Origin of the sequence: Hymenobacter sp. YC55 (assembly GCF_029433095.1) — a bacterium.
In the GTDB taxonomy this organism is placed as follows: domain Bacteria; phylum Bacteroidota; class Bacteroidia; order Cytophagales; family Hymenobacteraceae; genus Hymenobacter.
Genome location: NZ_JARNTX010000002.1, coordinates 1391602 through 1407669 on the forward strand (window position 1 = coordinate 1391602; position 16068 = coordinate 1407669).

Annotated in this window: 12 protein-coding genes; 4 read left to right on the plus strand and 8 right to left on the minus strand. The window is 53.4% G+C overall.

Annotation, left to right across the window (positions count from 1 at the left end):
• Window positions 1-2: 2 nt before the first annotated feature.
• Entirely contained in the window at window positions 3-1454 is a 1452-nt protein-coding gene (locus tag P1X16_RS19105; protein ID WP_277232305.1) for an XRE family transcriptional regulator, read from the minus strand.
• A 563-nt stretch (window positions 1455-2017) separates the two neighbouring features.
• Window positions 2018-3190 (minus strand): HRDC domain-containing protein, encoded by a 1173-nt coding sequence (locus P1X16_RS19110; RefSeq protein ID WP_277232308.1) that lies wholly within the window; start codon window positions 3188-3190, stop codon window positions 2018-2020.
• 312 nt (window positions 3191-3502) lie between these two features.
• Between P1X16_RS19110 and P1X16_RS19115 the strand changes: the two genes are divergently transcribed.
• Complete coding sequence (locus P1X16_RS19115) at window positions 3503-6490, plus strand: TonB-dependent receptor (RefSeq protein WP_277232311.1); 2988 nt, start codon at window positions 3503-3505, stop codon at window positions 6488-6490.
• A 17-nt stretch (window positions 6491-6507) separates the two neighbouring features.
• Window positions 6508-7923: a RagB/SusD family nutrient uptake outer membrane protein gene (locus P1X16_RS19120; RefSeq protein WP_277232314.1), complete on the plus strand. Its 1416-nt coding sequence runs from the start codon at window positions 6508-6510 to the stop codon at window positions 7921-7923.
• 72 nt (window positions 7924-7995) lie between these two features.
• Here P1X16_RS19120 and P1X16_RS19125 read toward each other — a convergent pair whose 3' ends face one another.
• Both P1X16_RS19125 and P1X16_RS19130 read right to left on the minus strand, forming a co-directional pair.
• Complete coding sequence (locus P1X16_RS19125) at window positions 7996-8907, minus strand: prohibitin family protein (protein ID WP_277232316.1); 912 nt, start codon at window positions 8905-8907, stop codon at window positions 7996-7998.
• A 194-nt stretch (window positions 8908-9101) separates the two neighbouring features.
• Window positions 9102-9569 carry a hypothetical protein gene (locus P1X16_RS19130; protein WP_277232318.1) on the minus strand — a complete coding sequence of 156 codons (468 nt, stop codon included), beginning with the start codon at window positions 9567-9569 and terminating at the stop codon, window positions 9102-9104.
• Window positions 9570-9790: 221 nt separating this feature from the next.
• Here P1X16_RS19130 and P1X16_RS19135 point away from each other — a divergent pair, with 221 nt between their 5' ends.
• Both P1X16_RS19135 and P1X16_RS19140 read left to right on the plus strand, forming a co-directional pair.
• Window positions 9791-10060 (plus strand): hypothetical protein, encoded by a 270-nt coding sequence (locus P1X16_RS19135; protein WP_277232320.1) that lies wholly within the window; start codon window positions 9791-9793, stop codon window positions 10058-10060.
• 143 nt (window positions 10061-10203) lie between these two features.
• A complete protein-coding gene (locus P1X16_RS19140) occupies window positions 10204-12807 on the plus strand; it encodes a M14 family metallopeptidase (RefSeq protein ID WP_277232323.1) in 2604 nt (867 codons plus the stop codon).
• 138 nt (window positions 12808-12945) lie between these two features.
• On the opposite strand, the gene P1X16_RS19145 is transcribed toward P1X16_RS19140, so the two are convergent.
• The 4 genes from P1X16_RS19145 to P1X16_RS19160 form a co-directional block, all read right to left on the minus strand.
• Complete coding sequence (locus P1X16_RS19145) at window positions 12946-13263, minus strand: hypothetical protein (RefSeq protein ID WP_277232326.1); 318 nt, start codon at window positions 13261-13263, stop codon at window positions 12946-12948.
• 139 nt (window positions 13264-13402) lie between these two features.
• The gene (locus P1X16_RS19150) at window positions 13403-13633 is read right to left on the minus strand and encodes a hypothetical protein (protein WP_277232329.1); all 231 of its coding nucleotides are present in this window, start codon (window positions 13631-13633) and stop codon (window positions 13403-13405) included.
• Between the two features lie 122 nt (window positions 13634-13755).
• The gene (locus P1X16_RS19155; RefSeq protein ID WP_277232331.1) at window positions 13756-15000 is read right to left on the minus strand and encodes an S-adenosylmethionine:tRNA ribosyltransferase-isomerase; all 1245 of its coding nucleotides are present in this window, start codon (window positions 14998-15000) and stop codon (window positions 13756-13758) included.
• Between the two features lie 154 nt (window positions 15001-15154).
• Complete coding sequence (locus P1X16_RS19160; protein ID WP_277232334.1) at window positions 15155-15856, minus strand: class I SAM-dependent methyltransferase; 702 nt, start codon at window positions 15854-15856, stop codon at window positions 15155-15157.
• Between the last annotated feature and the right edge of the window lie 212 nt (window positions 15857-16068).

A 16068-nucleotide genomic window follows, 5' to 3' on the forward strand; every position in this document is an offset into this window, starting at 1 on the left:
TCTTATCTGTCCGCGTTAACCAATGCGTCAATGGCGGCTTCGGTTTCGCGCCGACGAGCCCGGCGTTCTAATTCCACTGGCTCGGCAGCTCGAACTTCGCAGTTTGGAATTTGGCACCGCTCACAGGTTTCGTTTACGGTTTTCTGGATGATGGCGGGGTCATCAATGAACTGAATTTTCTGACGTAGGACATCATCGCACAGCAGCCCTACGGTTACGCTCACGGCTGGTTCAGTAGGGCCGGCCGCACGGGCTAGCGTCAAGCACAGGTACTCGTCTTTGTTGGGATAACAGGAGCGTTGGGCACCTAGCACAAAGGCGGGCGCTTCGGTAAGCGCCCGCAGCCGTGCTTCCTGCACTAGCCTAATCGACACCCAACGGCGGCAGTAGTGCTCGTGTAGCTCGTTGCCGTGCGGATTGTGCAGGCGCGACAGGTGCAACTCCTTGCTTAGTTTGTAGCCGTCGTCCATGGCGTGCACTTGGTCAAAACGCAGGAAAAACAGGCTCTGCAAGTTGAAGTGCCGCGGCAGCAAGTTGGTGAGGCGCTGCATAAACATCTCCGGCGACACATCGTAGCGCGTGAGCAAGGATTGCAGGCTGTCGGGCTGCCACTTCGGCAACTCAAAGAACTGATGCAAGTCGCGCACCAGACTTTCTTCTTCCATCAAAAGCGCTCCGGCAAAGTAGGAAGCCTTGAAGTTGTTGAGCACTTCTTCGAAAGAGCGCACCGGAAACGTGGCATTCACGTAGGGCCGCTCTTTCAGGCCGAGGTAGTTGAAGGCCACCTCGCGGCCTAGAACAAAAGCTTCTTGCGCTTTCGACAGGCCCGGTCGTAACAGCAGGCAGCGCGTTTTAGGCTGAAACACAGAACGGAGCCGCCCCAGCGAGGCGTAGTCGGCAAGCCGGGTGCGGTTAAGCTTGTAGCCGTACTTTTCAACCAGCACCCGTTCTAGTTGGGTGGTATCGAAGGGGGCTGTGGTGGTTAGCTTTTCCTCAACGCAGAAGGTGCGTACGTCCTGCTCCAAGTCCTCGAAGTAGTTGTCGTGCATCTCCTGGTAGGAGCGCAAGGCCGCTAAAAAGAAATTCTCCTGTCGCATTTCGTAGTTACGACCAATCTCGAAAAGCGTGCTGATGAAGGCATTCATCTTGGCAGGCGCATCCGCAATCAGCTCCACAATGCGCACTGGGTCTAGCCCAAACATCTCCAGCGGAAATTCCTTAAGTACTTCCGATTGCAGCAACTCAGAGATAGGCTCCAGCCGCCGGCTTAGGGTTAGGGAAGTGAGCTGGTCGTAGCTGACGCCTAGTACCTTGCTAAGGCTTAAAATTTTGTCGGCTTTGGGGTACTTTTTGCCTTTTTCAATCTCATTTAAATAAGAAACCGAAACGTCGCAGGCACGAGCTAATTCAGCTGGAGTGAAACCACGTTCCTGGCGTAGTTCGCGCAATTTCAATCCAAATATCAATCGGACAACTTGACCGTGGCTTAGCATAGGCGATAGAGCACGAAGACATGCTTCGGGGTGGGAGTAGGAGCAGGAATTATGAGCAACTAGCAACGGATATAGAAGCACACAATTGCTTACCTGCAAAGAACAGAATTTTGAAGAGTTTCTTTTGGACAAAATTGAAGCCCTGCAAATAAAGAGGGATAGGCGTATTCTATAGTGCTGGCGAGAATTCGCTCAATTACTATTGGTCAACGATGTTTCCATGCGTCGTTATTTTGCTAATTCCAAGCAACTCGTGTCTACTTCCATGCTCCGCAGGCAAATGCGTGTGGAATCTGCCATTGCGTATTCTGCTAGACTTAAACTACTCTGCCGACCATACTAAGAAATAGCGCCCCGAAAGCACAGTAATAGTTTTTACACGCTTAGTTGAAACGGTTGGCTTGTCTCGGATTGACGAGACGTGAGTAAGCCGGAAGCGCAGTATAGAAAGCAAAAGCGGCTAGCCATTTGGCCAGCCGCTTTTGTGTTTTCTACAAACTAGTCAGTCTAACTTCTTCTTTGAGTTAAAAAGGCTGAGCTACCGACTCATAGTCGAGGTTATGGCGCTGAGCAGTCTCGCGAAGGATGGTTTTCTGCCAGGGGCGAAGCACTTGCTCGGCACCTAGCTCTACTATATCAGCTACCAAGCGGTTCGAGAGGACCAAATTGGCTACGAAGCCGTTGATATCGGAGGTGATGTGCGTTTTCAGCTGCGTCAGTAGTTGCTCACGGGCGTCGGCACGGGCAGCCTTTTCGCCGGATAAGCGGCGGCGGAAAGGAAAACGGCGCTGCTCGGCGGGCACAGTTGGCTCAGGAGCCGGAACGAAGTCCTCAGCGGAAAGAGCAGCTAATTGGTCGAGATAGGGCGCGCGCTTGAGCTCAGGGTGCAAGCCACGGGCCGCTTTCCAAGCATTGAGGTTGCGCGGCAAGTCCCGGACCAGTTCGGGCAGCCGCTCGTTGGCGAATACCATATAAGGCGGCCGGTCTAGTTGCCGGGCCACTTGGTCACGGAGCAGATACAGGTCGCGGAACAGGGGCAACTCTTGGGGCAAAATGCGGTATTTGCCGGCCATGCGCAGGTAGGGCCGCTCGTCGCGGGAATAGCGTACATCCTCCAAAGCTGCATTTTCCTCTTCGGCCCAATGCGTACGGCCAAGCGCTGCTAGTTTGTCGCGCAGCCGATCAGCCAGTTCAAACAAGTACAGTACGTCGTTGGCGGCATACTGCATTTGCGCTTCGGTAAGAGGACGCTTCAGCCAGTTGGATTTCTGTTCGCCTTTATCGACCTCGATGCCAAGCTCGGCTTGGATCAGGCGGCCCAGGGAGATGTTGTTATCGGCTTCCGCTAGCAAGGTGTACTGCACGCTGGTATCGGTGATGTGGCGGACGTGCACCCCATACACCTCGTCAAGCAGAAGGATATCGGACTTACAGCTGTGGAACACCTTTTCTACTGCCGGGTCGCGCAAAATGGCAAAGAGAGGTTCCAGATCTTGCGCTGGATTGGTGAGCGGCAGCGGGTCAATCAGGTAAGGCGTCTGCCCGTCAAAAATCTGGATTAGGGCCAGGTTGCGGCCGTAACGGTGCCGCATATCATCGAACTCCAAATCGATGGCAATACGGGGGGCAGTCCGCAGAATGTCGGCGGCTTGTTGCACCTCGGCCGCTGTGGTCAGGTACTGGATGGGGTTAGACATTCACGGGAGAAAGAGGAGGACGGTGCACAGCAGATTCCACTGCTTAACTGTAGAGGCTTCGATGATGCCAGTAAAGGTAGGCATGACGAACAAGCAAACCCAATTCTAGACTTTATTGAAAATAGGCCTTTTAGCTCTAAAAAGGATTATAGTGTGTTTACTCCATAGGTATTTTATAGTGGAGTGATGTTTTTTCATGCTTAGGCCTTAATTTGCAAACCGCTTCCTTCGAATTCATTGCCTTTACTCGACAACTCACCTTCTTTTTTGCAACCCTCACTCACTTTAAAAAGCCACAAGAGGCTAGATTGAATGAAGAAAAAATTATTCATCCCGTTGGTATGCGCCGTTGCAGCGGCCGCACCAGCTTGGGCCCAGACCCGTGCTATTACCGGCCGGATAACTGGCGCCGACGGTTCAGGAATTCCAGGGGTAACTGTACTGGAGAAAGGCACTACCAATGGCACCAGCACTGGTGGTGATGGTTCTTACTCCCTGACTGTACAGCCCGGAGCCACACTGGTAGTTAGCTCTGTAGGCTACACCACGCAAAACGTAGTAGTAGGCGACCGCACAACGGTCGGCGTGACGCTCAAGGAAGATGCCGTCGCGCTCGGCGAGGCAGTAGTTATTGGTTATGGCTCGCAGGCGAAGTCCGAGGTTACGGGTTCCGTAACGCAGCTGAGCAGCAAAGATGTAGAAAACGTACCTGTTGTTAGTTTCGAGCAAGCTATACAGGGCCGTACGCCGGGTGTACAAATCAATCAGAGCAGTGGCAAACTTGGGGCTGGAGTGCAGATTCGAGTTCGTGGCTCTTCGTCGGTTACGGCTTCCAACCAGCCTCTGTATGTAATCGATGGTATTCCGGTTACCTCGCAGGATGTAGGTTCTGACACTGAACCCCTGAACCCGCTGGCCGACCTCAACCCGAACGACATTGAATCCATCACGATTCTAAAGGATGCCGCCTCGTCGGCCATCTATGGCTCGCGGGCTTCTAATGGTGTGGTGCTCGTGACCACCAAGCAAGGACGCGCTGGCCAGTCGCGGGTGAACGTAGGCTACTACGTGGGTACCAGCGAAACTACTAGACGCCGTAAGTTTTTGAATGCAGCGCAGTACAAAGAGCTATTTACGGAAGCAGCTGCAAACGAAGGCTACGAAATAGGAGAGGAGTTTGAAGCTGCTGGCCTCGACATCAATTCCGATGTTGATCAGAGCTGGTCTGACGAGCCTTTCCGGCGCGGTAAAGTAACGCAGTACGACGTAAACGTAAGCGGAGGCGACGCCAAAACCCGCTTCTACTTGAGCACGACGTACAACGACCAAACCGGTATTATCATCGGCAACCGGTACCGCCGGGGTAGTGCGCGCATCAACCTCGACCACTCCATCACCGATAAGTTGCGGGTAGGACTCAACTTGTCGCTGACGCGCTCGGTTAATGACCGGACGCCCAACGATAACGCCTTCTCCAACCCGGTACAGCTGAATGCATTGCCACCCATTCAGCCTAAATACGATCCTACCACTGGTGAGCTAAACCGGAACACACTCTATTACAACAACCTGATTGACCTAGCCCGTGGTCAAAACCGGGCTGGCACGTACCGTTCTTTCAGCAACATCAACCTATCGTATCAGCCGATTAAAGATCTGACGCTGCGTACAGAGGTAGGAGCGGACTTTCTGAACTTGAACGAGAACTTGTACCGCGCGGCTGGTACGCAGGATGGTGGAAATACAGGCTATGGTTACAGCAACCAAGTGCAGGTGATCAACTACACCACCAACAACACGGCGGTCTACAATCACACGATCAACGAAGATCATAGAATTGAAGCACTGGCCGGTTTCTCTTTCCAGCGCTCCGATACGCAAGGGACATCGGCTGAAGGCCGTGGCTTCCCGAATTCGGAGTTTACTAAAGTAGCCAGTGCGGCTATCAAGACGGCAGGTTCGGCATCTGAGCAAGAAGGCTTCTCGTTCGTTTCTTTCTTTGGTCGCCTTAACTACGATTATCAAGGCAAGTATCTGCTATCGGGTAGTGTGCGCCGCGACGGATCATCACGCTTTGGTAGCAACAACAAATACGGCACGTTCGGTGCTGGCTCAGTGGGTTGGGTACTATCAGAAGAAGGTTTCTTAAAGAGTAACTCCATCATCAACCTACTGAAGTTGCGCGCTAGCTATGGCTTAACAGGTAATGCTGAGATTGGAAACTTCGCTTCTCGGGCCTTGTTTTCAGCCGTGCCATACGCTGACCAAGCAGGTATTCGCCCAAGCACCGTTGTGGGTAACCCTGCACTAAGCTGGGAAAGCACAGCCCAAGCAGACATTGGTTTGGAGTTCGGTATTTTCGAAAACCGGATTTCAGGTGAGGTTGATGTCTACAACAAAAAGACTTCTGACCTGCTGCTCAGCCGCCCACTAGCTTATAGCAACGGCTACTCTAGCGTTACCGAGAACGTAGGCTCCTTACAGAACCGGGGTTTAGAAATCTCTCTGAACACCCGCAACTTCGACAAGGAGTTTAAGTGGAGCACTAACTTCAACATCTCCTTCAACCGCAACAAGATTACCTCTTTGGCGGCTCCTATTCAGAGCCAATACTTAGGTAGTGTGCGTCAAGGAGAGCCTATTGGCGTGTTCTATGGTCGGAAGTACGCAGGGGTAGATCCTGACAATGGCGATGCGCTGTATTACAATGCAGAAGGCACAACAACCAATGTGGCGGCGGAGGCTGCTTTGCAAAAAGTAGGTAATCCAACGCCCAAATACACGGGTGGTATTACCAATACGTTCTCCTGGAAAGGATTTGATCTGAGCGTGCTGGGCCAGTTCGTGTACGGCAACGACATCTACAATGCGGCTGGTATCTACCAATCCGTAAACGCTGATTATTTCGATAACCAAACGGTTGATCAGCTAAAGCGGTGGCAAAAGCCAGGCGACATCACCGATGTGCCTCAAGCTCGTTTGTATGCCGCCAATGGCACCGTACAATCGTCGCGCTGGGTAACGGATGGGTCGTTCCTGCGGCTGAAGAACATCACCCTCGGCTACAATTTGCCGCAGGCTCTGGTGAAGCGAGGCTTTATGCAGAATGCTCGCGTGTATGTGTCGGCTCAGAACCTAGCCACCATCACCAACTACGAAGGGTATGATCCGGAAGTAAATACCGCTGCTTTTAGTGGACCTACTGCTACAGCTGGTGCTGCCAACTTCTTAATCGGCCACGACTTCTACACCCCGCCACTGGCTAAAACCTTCCTGGTAGGCGTCAACGTGGGCTTCTAATTTCAATGACATTTCCAATGAAGACGATATTTTTTCGGTCAGCGGCGGTTGCTGTTCTAAGCTTGAGCTTAGGGCTTACTGCCTGCGACGACAAGCTTGACATCAACCCATACCAGTCTATTGATGCCAGCACGGCCCTCGCCTCGGAGGCCAACGTAACCAGCGCCGTAGTTGGTTTGTACTCATCTATCGGTGGTTCCAACTTGTATGGCACCAACCTGATTCTGGCGCCTGAGCTTTTGGCTGCCGATGGGTACATCAACTTCCAAGGTACTTTTACCAACTTCCGCCAACTAGCTCGCCGGACTACCAATTCCGAAAACAGCACAGCATCGAGTATTTGGCAAGCTGCCTACCAAGCCATCAACCAAGCCAATTTGGTGATTGATGCGCTGCCAGTAGTTGCCACCGAAAACCTGAAAAAGCAGTATGAGGGGGAAGCCCGCTTTATCCGCGCGGCTATGTATTTCGAGCTGGTGCGTTTGTACAGCAAGCAGTACATCCCCGGTGCGACCAACGCCCAATTGGGAGTGCCAATTAGCTTGGTGCCAGTTAAAACCATACAGGAGGCCTCGGTGCTAGGCAAGCGCGCTACCGTGGAGGAAGTGTACACGCAGGTAATTACCGACCTGACGCAAGCCGCCACGCTTCTGCCCGCTTCCAACGGAACCCGCGCGTCACGCTTCACCGCCAAAGCATTGCTAGCCCGAGTGTACTTGCAGCAAAGCAATTTCACAGCGGCTAGAGCGCAGGCCAACGACGTGATTACTGGTAGCGGCAAGACGCTTTCGCCAACGCTGCAATCAGTTTTCACGGGTCGGAACACTTCGGAAACTCTGCTGGAGATTCAGCAAAATGACCAAAACAACGCAGGTACTTCCAACACGGGCTTGGCCACACTCTTTTCGAGTATTGGACAACAAGGCCGCGGTGATGTTCAGGTGTTGACTGCTTTTGCCAATCAATACGAGGCTACTGATGCCCGCGGAACTTCCCAGCTTATCTATGTCGGGACAGGTAACAACAGCCCTAATGGGCAACTACGTTCAGGTAAGTGGGTCGCATACGGGCAGAATATTCCTATTATTCGACTAGCCGAGATGTACCTAATTCGCTCCGAAACGGCATTCCGTGCCGGCGACCTTGCTGTTGCGCTAGCAGACGTTAATCGTGTACGGACCCGTTCAGGTGCAACGCCTCTCACGGAAGCTACTCTTTCTCTCAATGCTATCTTGCGCGAGCGGCAGTTGGAGCTAGCTTTCGAAGGTTTCCGTATTCATGATCTGAAGCGCACAGGCACCAACCTTGTTGTACCTGCAACTTCAAGTGCCCCGTCGAGAGAGATTTCTATCACCAGCGACATTCTAGTGCTTCCCATTCCGAAGCGGGAGACAGATTTAAACGCTGACCTAGTACAGAACCCTGGTTATTAAGCTTCGGCTAATGCACAATAAAAAAGCCGCTCCAGTATATGGAGCGGCTTTTCTGTTATAGAAGTGGAGGTTTTACTTGTCGCTTAGCAGCACCTGTGGCGAGGCACCGCGGCTCTGACCCATGATGATGACCTTGCTGTTAGCCGAGGTGGCAATAGCTTGGTTTGCCTTGATGGATTCGTATTGCAAAAGCTTGTCGCTTAGCTCGGCGTTGATGATTTTCTGGTAATCGGCAATGCCTTGCGCCTCGACCCGCTTGCGGTCAGCTTCCTGGCGCTCTTTCTGCAGCACAAACTGCATCTTTTGCGCTTCCTGCTCGGCCGAAATTTTGCTTTCGATACTGCGCTTGACGGAAGCGGGAAGTTGAATGTTACGAATCAGAAGTTGCTCGAGCTCTAAACCCCGCTGTTTGAAGTCTTTCTCGATGCTGCTAAAAATGCGCGTCTGAAACTCGTCGCGGCGAGTAGAATACAGCGCCACAGCATCGTAGTAAACGGCGTTGTCGCGGATACGGGTTCGGGTGATAGGGCGGACAATGGCATCCTGATACTGCTCACCAATGGTGCTCAGAATCTGCGGGGCTTTGTCGGGCCGCACGCGGTAAAGCACCGTCAAGTCGATAACAACCTCCAGGCCGTCGGCGGAAAGCACACGGATAGCATCGTCGCCGGCTTGCTGACCTTCGTCGTGCTGGGCCGACATGGTGTAGTTCTGGGTGCGGGTGTCGAATTCCGTTACGTTGACCAAAGGATTGACCACGTTCAAGCCGCTAGTCAGAATGCGCGGCTGAATGCTACCAAATAGCGTTTGCACCCCGACCTCACCGGGCTCGATTTGTACCACAGCGCTCAACGCCAACCCAAGCACGGCCAGCAGGGTGCCACCTAGCAACAATACGCCCCGCAACCGTTCCAGCGACAGAGAAATTTTGCTAGCATTAAAGCCCACCAGCAGTAGCAGCAGGCCCAAAAAAAGGAGCGTCATATAGATAAGAAAAGTAGGCCATAGCAGGCAGCGGCGGTCGAGCCAGTGCGCAGCTTATAGGTATATAAACACAACATCAAAAGCCACAAAAAAAGCACTGCTTTAATAGCTATTCTTGCTCCCAAGCAAACGAAAAAGCCAGCTTCCGTGGGAGGTGAAAGCTGGCTTTTTGGGAAGGTGTCTACTTGCAAAATTTACTCTTCGTCCTCATCATCGTGGTCGAAGTCTAGCTCGGGAATTAACCCTAAAGCTTCGTGAATAACCCCATCCATGAGAGGCTTGGTATCAGCATCGAGGGTGCGCTCGAAGAGGTGAAGCAACTGCTCGCCTTCCTCGTTGACATAGAGATTAGTGTAGAACTTATCGAAAAGCTTGGCGTCTTTCTGAATAATTGTGTCGATTTCGGAAGTTGAGCGGGCGCTAAGGGCCCGGTGCAGCACCGCCAAAACCTGCCGGCTTTCTTCATGGTCACCGAGGTCGGCCAGTACTTGCAGCAAGCTCATGGCTACGCCTAAGCGCACCCGCTCGAAGCGGAAGGGCAGGTCTGGCTTGCTAGCACGCTCGAAATCAGTGTAGGCAGCTAGGGTGGCGGCAGAAAGGTAGCGGCCGGGTTCGGGCACGCGGCTAAAGGCAGTGCGCAGCAGTTCTTGGTAAGCAGACATGCAAGAGAAAAAAGAGGCAAATCGGTCGACCAATAACGGTCGTAGACATATATTGGCAGGAAATCAGGACTAGACGGAGAAAGCTATAACTCCGTACGGCAAAGGTACAACTGGAAACAACGGATGCCGATGCGGTGCAGAAGCAGTTCTGGGCTATCTTCGCCTATTGTCTTGACGAAGGTTTCTCCCTGCACTCTCACCTATTCTATTCTTTTTCTATCATGACCCACAAGAAAAAATGGTTGTTGTTTGCCCCAAGTGGGCTAATGGTCATCGGCTTGGGCTCCTGCTTGGTGCAATGGGCGTCCGCCAAACAGCAGCGCGGTGAACCTACGACCAATTGGGTGGTAGCTGGTACCGTTGCTTTGTGTGTGCTCAATGCAGGCGTAAGCTTGTTTGGACGCGGCGTAGCCGAAAGCGTACTGTATCAAGTGCGTGAAAAAGAAGAGGAGGATACCATGTTTGATTACAGCAACGTACCGCGTTTCTAAGGCAAGACCAGCTAGTCTGGTAGTTACAAAAGCCCGCCGGTTTAGACTAGCGGGCTTTTTATACGCTGTTTTAGGCTTGATATGCCTTATTTGCATCGCGTATTTCTTGGCTTGTTCCAATTTTTTCACCTTACCCTTCACTAATGCTTGAATGTTATTGGCCGGTTGCAGGCAGTCGTTTTTGGAAAGTATTGCTGCTTTTGCTGCTGCCGCTAGCTTATTTACCAGGTGTTGCACAGCAAGTATCAGCCACTGCCAACGAAGCCGGGCCGCTCCTCACCCCTAGTCAGTTCTTAGGCTATCCGCTTGGCAACCGCTTCACCCCCCATTCCGAGTTGCTGCGCTACGTCGACCATGTAGTGGCTCACTCACCAGGACGGATGAAACGCCAAGATTACGGGCAGACCTACGAAAACCGCCGGCTGGAAGTAGTGCAAGTGGCCACGCCCGAAAACCTAAGCCGCCTCGATGAAATCCGGCGCAACAACCTACGCCTTGCGGGCCTTGAAAGCGGCGCCAAGCAACGGCAGCAGCCCGCCATCGTGTGGCTTAGCTACAACATTCATGGCAATGAAGCCGTGTCGTCGGAGGCCGTGATGCAGGTACTATACGATCTGGCTAATCCGCAGGACAAGCAAACCCAGGAATGGTTGCAAAACACAGTTGTGCTGCTCGACCCCTGCGTGAACCCGGATGGGCGGGAGCGGTACGTGCAGTGGTACAACCGCACCCGCGCCTCTATGCCCAATGCCTCGCCCTACGCCTGGGAACACCACGAGCCTTGGCCCGGTGGCCGCTACAACCACTACTACTTCGATTTGAACCGCGACTGGGCGTGGCAAACCCAGCAAGAAAGCCGGCAGCGACTCACGCTCTACAACCAGTGGCTGCCCCAGGTTCATGCCGACTTCCACGAAATGGGCCCCGACGACCCGTACTATTTCTCGCCCGCGGCCAAGCCTTATCACGAGGACATCACCGATTTCCAGCGCAAGTTTCAAAACACCATCGGCGACTACAACCGGCAGGTGTTCGACAAAAACAACTGGCTCTATTTCACTCGCGAAACCTACGACCTGTTCTACCCGAGCTACGGCGACACCTATCCGTCGTTCAACGGGGCTATTGGCATGACCTACGAGCAGGGAGGTTCGGGCCGGGCGGGTATTCAGTACGCCAAATCCGACGGCGATACTCTGACGCTAGCTCAGCGTATTTCGCACCACCACGCCACCAGCCTGGCTACCATCCGGGCTGCTGCCGAGCGGCACGATGAACTGATAAGCGAGTACCAAAAGTATTTCGACAACGCCCGCACTAAACCCCGTGGCTCTTACAAGGCGTTTGTGGTGGCAGGAGCTGGCGACCCTGGTCAATTGCGAGCTTTCACTGACTACTTGCAGCGCCAGCAGATTCAGTACGGCTATGCGCCGCGCCGTTTGCGCACCCGTGGCTTCAACTATGCCTCGGGCAAGGAAGAAGGTGTGCAGGTAGAAGCCAAGGACATAGTGGTCAGCATGTACCAGCCGAAGTCGACGCTGGTAAAGGTGCTATTCGAGCCTCGTCCGGCGCTGGAAGATTCTCTTACCTACGACATCACGGCGTGGGCCTTACCGTATTCGTTTGGCCTGAAAGCGTATGCTCTCAGAGAGAGAATAACAGCCGATAATGCACCAGCGGCAGGCAAGCAAAGCCCGGTTGTCACCAACCAAACAGCAATCGACAAGCCCTACGCGTATGTAGCACGCTGGAACAATTTGCAGGACGTACGCTTTCTGAGCCGGCTGTTGCAGCAGCGGGTGAAGGTGCGCGTGGCCAGCCGAGCCTTCGAGTCGGAAGGACAGAAGTATCAGCCAGGAACGCTCGTTATTACGCGCACCGGCAATGAGTCCCTCGGTGCCCGCTTCGACCAACTAATTCGCGCCCAAGCCGATTCCGTTGGGGTGCTGGTGCAGGCGGTGAAGTCCGGTTTCTCGACTTCCGGGGCAGATTTGGGTTCCGGCTATGTCCGCAGCATCGGCAAACCCAACATTGCAGTAGTTACAGGGGAAGGCGTTTCACCTTCAGCATTTGGGGAAGTGTGGCACTTTTTCGAACAGCAAATTGGCTACCCCGTTACCGTGCTCGGGGTTGACTATCTTGGCTCGGTGCCGCTGAGCAAGTTCGATGTACTGATTCTGCCCGACGGCAACTACGAGGATATTTACCCCGAGCGGAGCCTCGAAGCCTTGAAAGCCTGGGTGCGGAGCGGTGGCCGGCTTATTGCGCTGGAAGGGGCAGCGGCTTTTCTATCAGGCAAGAAAGACTTCCTGCTGAAAGCCAAGCCCGCCGATTCGGCTGCCAACAAGAAGGTCAGTCCTTACCGCTTGCTGCGCCCGTATGCCAGCGCCGAACGGGAGCAAATAGGGGAGCGGGTGCAAGGCAGCGTCTACCGTGTGCAGCTCGACAACACCCACCCGTTGGCTTTCGGCTACGGCTCCACCTATTATGCGTTGGTGCGCGACACCCTCAACTACCGCTTTCTAGGAGAAGGCGGCTGGAATGTAGGCGTACTGAAGCGTGACAATTACGCTGCTGGCTTTGCGGGACGCAAAGCGCGCCGCAAACTCACCGACACGTTTGTGCTTGGTGCTCAAGACATGGGCCGCGGCCAAGTTATTTACTTAGCCGATAACCCACTGTTCCGCGGATTCTGGCAGGGCGGTAAGCTACTATTTGGCAACGCGCTGTTCTTTGTAGGTCAGTAGGCTACGTTTTTTTGATGGAATTCCTTGTTCTTGAGTGAAACAAAAAGGCTTGCCAGTTGGCAAGCCTTTTTGTTATATGTCGCAGATGTTGATTCCTGCTGAAATCCGGGTAACCCGGCATCCAGCAGCGTTTTAGTGCTAGTCAACTACGTCCTCTGCTTTGTTTTTTACAGCTTTAGCGCCTTTTTTCACGGCCTTGCCAGTCTTTTGAGCGCCTTTCTTTACGACGGTCCCAGTTTTCTGACCAGCTTCTTTCACGTCTTCTTTGGTGTTGTGCACCTTCTCGCCGGCTTTGGTGCGGCCCGTGCGAGACTCAGTTTTTACCGTACCGTTGTCGCGCACTGTGGCGGTGGTTTTAGCACCAGTGGCGTCGTCTTTCACTACTACTTTATCGCCCTGAGCGAAAGCTGCGGTTGAGAAAGCTACAGCCGCGAGCAACATTAGGATCTTTTTCATGATTTAGGGAGGAGTTAGGAAATTGAACTCCGGTCCTTATACGAGTCCAGTGAAATAGGTTGCAATAGCCCATTTTTTCAACCAAAACCCCTTGGGCTGGAACGTCCAAGGGGTTTGCAGGCTGTGCGTCTAACAGTTACTAGGCGGCTTTCTTCGCTTTCATGTGGGCTTTATGCACTTTCTCGCCGGCAGTGGTGCGGCCAGTTTTGTGCACGATAGTGGTTTTGGCGGTGCCGTTTTCACGCATCTCCGTCTTCTTCTCAGTTTTAGCTCCAGTGGCTTCATTCTTCGAAGTGGTTTTCACTTCGTTCTGAGCGAATGCGGTAGCGGCGCAGGCTACAGCAACGAGGAGCAAGCTTACCTTTTTCATGGTTTCTGGGAATGAGGTTAGATGAGAATGTCGAAATTGACAAAAGAAATCTAGCCTCACACCCATGAAGAAAGCATGAGAAAATAGGCGCTAGCGAATTTATTTCTCAACATAATAGGTAGCTATTGCGCACTTGGTAGCAGCAGCGAACTATCGCCGTAGCTTAAGAACCGGTACCCATTCGCTAGGGCATGATCGTACACGCGCCGCCAGTCGGAGCCGAGCAGCGCGGCCACTAGTAGAAGCAGCGTGCTTTCGGGCTGGTGGAAGTTGGTTACCAAGCCCTGTATCATCCGAAATTGATAGCCGGGAGCAATTAGCAGTTGCGTGGTGGCGTGCAACGCATCTAATTGCTGTGCTTCCAAATATTGGAGAAGAGCCTGCAAGGCATCGTCAGTAGGAAGGTCGGAGCCGGGCGTGTAGGGTTCCCACTGAGTTACATGGGGTAAGGTATCAAGCGTTAAGTTGCCACCGGATGCCTGCACCCCGAGCCAATACAAGCTTTCGAGCGTGCGCAAACTGGTGGTACCCACTGCAATTAGCGGCCGTGGACGGTGAGTTAGCAACTGACGCAGCACCTCGGCCTGCACCACAAATGGTTCGCCGTGCATAGCGTGGTCGGCCATGTGGGTGGCTTTCACGGGCTGGAAAGTGCCTGCGCCTACATGGAGAGTTACACGAGCAGTGGTAATGCCTCGGGTAGCAATGTCGGCAACTACCGCTTCCGAGAAGTGCAGGCCAGCCGTAGGAGCCGCCACGGCGCCCTCGTGTGTGGCATATACGGTTTGGTAGCGGACTGCATCCGCCTCCGTGTCCTCCCGATTGAGGTAGGGAGGGAGTGGCAAATGGCCGGCACCGCGTAGTACCTCAGCAAACGGAAGGCTGGCGGGGCTCCACCTAAACTTGATGAGAGAATAGCCTTCGGCAGCTTCCAGGCGTTCGGCCGTGAGCGTGGCTGCTTGGCCTTGGGCAGTGAAGTCGAGCGAAACAAGCCCACTTTTCCAGCGCTTACCGTTTCCGACCAAGCACTTCCAAACGCACTCCTCGGTTTGCTGCATGGCTAGCTCGATGGCGCTATGCGGCGCTACCGGTTCTAAACAAAACAGCTCGATTTGGCCACCGCTCGGTTTGCGGCAAAACAGTCGAGCCTGCACCACCTTGGTATCATTGAACACCAACAGCGTGTCCGCAGGTAACTCTTCGGGCAAGCTGCGGAAGCTTTGGTCGGTAATGTCGCCGCTGCGGTACACGAGTAGCCGCGACTGGTCCCGATTGGGTAGGGGCTCGGGCGCAATGCGCTCTGCGGGCAGTGTGTACGTGTAATCGTGGATGGAAAGCTGGCGTGGGTCAGAAACGGAAATCGGCATAACCACAAAGGTAGATTACGAAACCAGCCGGATCAGTCAGAGGCCGCAGATTCTTCGTGATACCCCGAAACAAATACGGTCTGCTAGGTGGCAGACCGTATTCAAGCACTAATTCTTGATGCAATTGAGGTCACCAAGGAGGGCGCCAAGCCTACTACGATTTTCGGAAAATCAACAGATGCTGCTGTGGTAAGCTCTTGATGTTTTCCACAAAAACCATCCCTATTGCCTCCATTTCCTTGCGGGCCTGAGCTTCAGTCATTTTGTGAATGCGCTTGATTGGCACGTTTGGATCCTCGCCACGGTACTCTACCAGTGCCACCCGGCCGCTGGGCCGCAATGAGTTGCGAATTGCGCGCATCATTTCCCGTGGATGGTCAAATTCATGGTAGGCATCCACAATAAGCACCATATCGACGCTCCCAACCGGGAGGTTAGGGTTTTGGACCGTACCCAAAATTGGCTGGACATTCTGCGCTTTGTTGGTTGCTTTGTGGTCGCTGAGGTATTTAATCATCTCAGGCTGTATATCCACCGCTAACACCTTGCCCTGCGGCACCAAAGGACTGATGCGGAAACTGAAGTAGCCCGTACCAGCACCAATATCGGCTACTACGTCGGTTGGTTTCAGCTTTAGCTCGCGTAGCAATACATCGGTTCGTTCTTCTTCCTGCCGGTCGCCGCGCTCCAACCATTCGGCACCCTCATGGCCCATGACGTGCGCAATTTGGCGGCCTTGATAATATTTACCAATGCCATTGGGGTCTTGGGGCGGGGCCGAGCGGTAGCCACTAGTGTCAGCTGGCGCCTCAGCTTGGTCGGCTTGTTCAACGGAAACACGATGTTCTGCAACCATATCCGCGGAGCTTTCCATCGGAGTTTGAGTGCAAGCTGCCGGTAGCAGAAAGACGGATAGAGTAACCGTCCGGAAGAAAGAGGAATGAGACATAAGCACGAGTGCAAGTAAATCGTGTTCAAGTAAACATCCTAACCAGCGGAAGCGTTCGACCAGCTTTAGTGCATCGCCTCAAACCTTGGTGCCGTTAGAACGAAGTAACATTCGTGTTA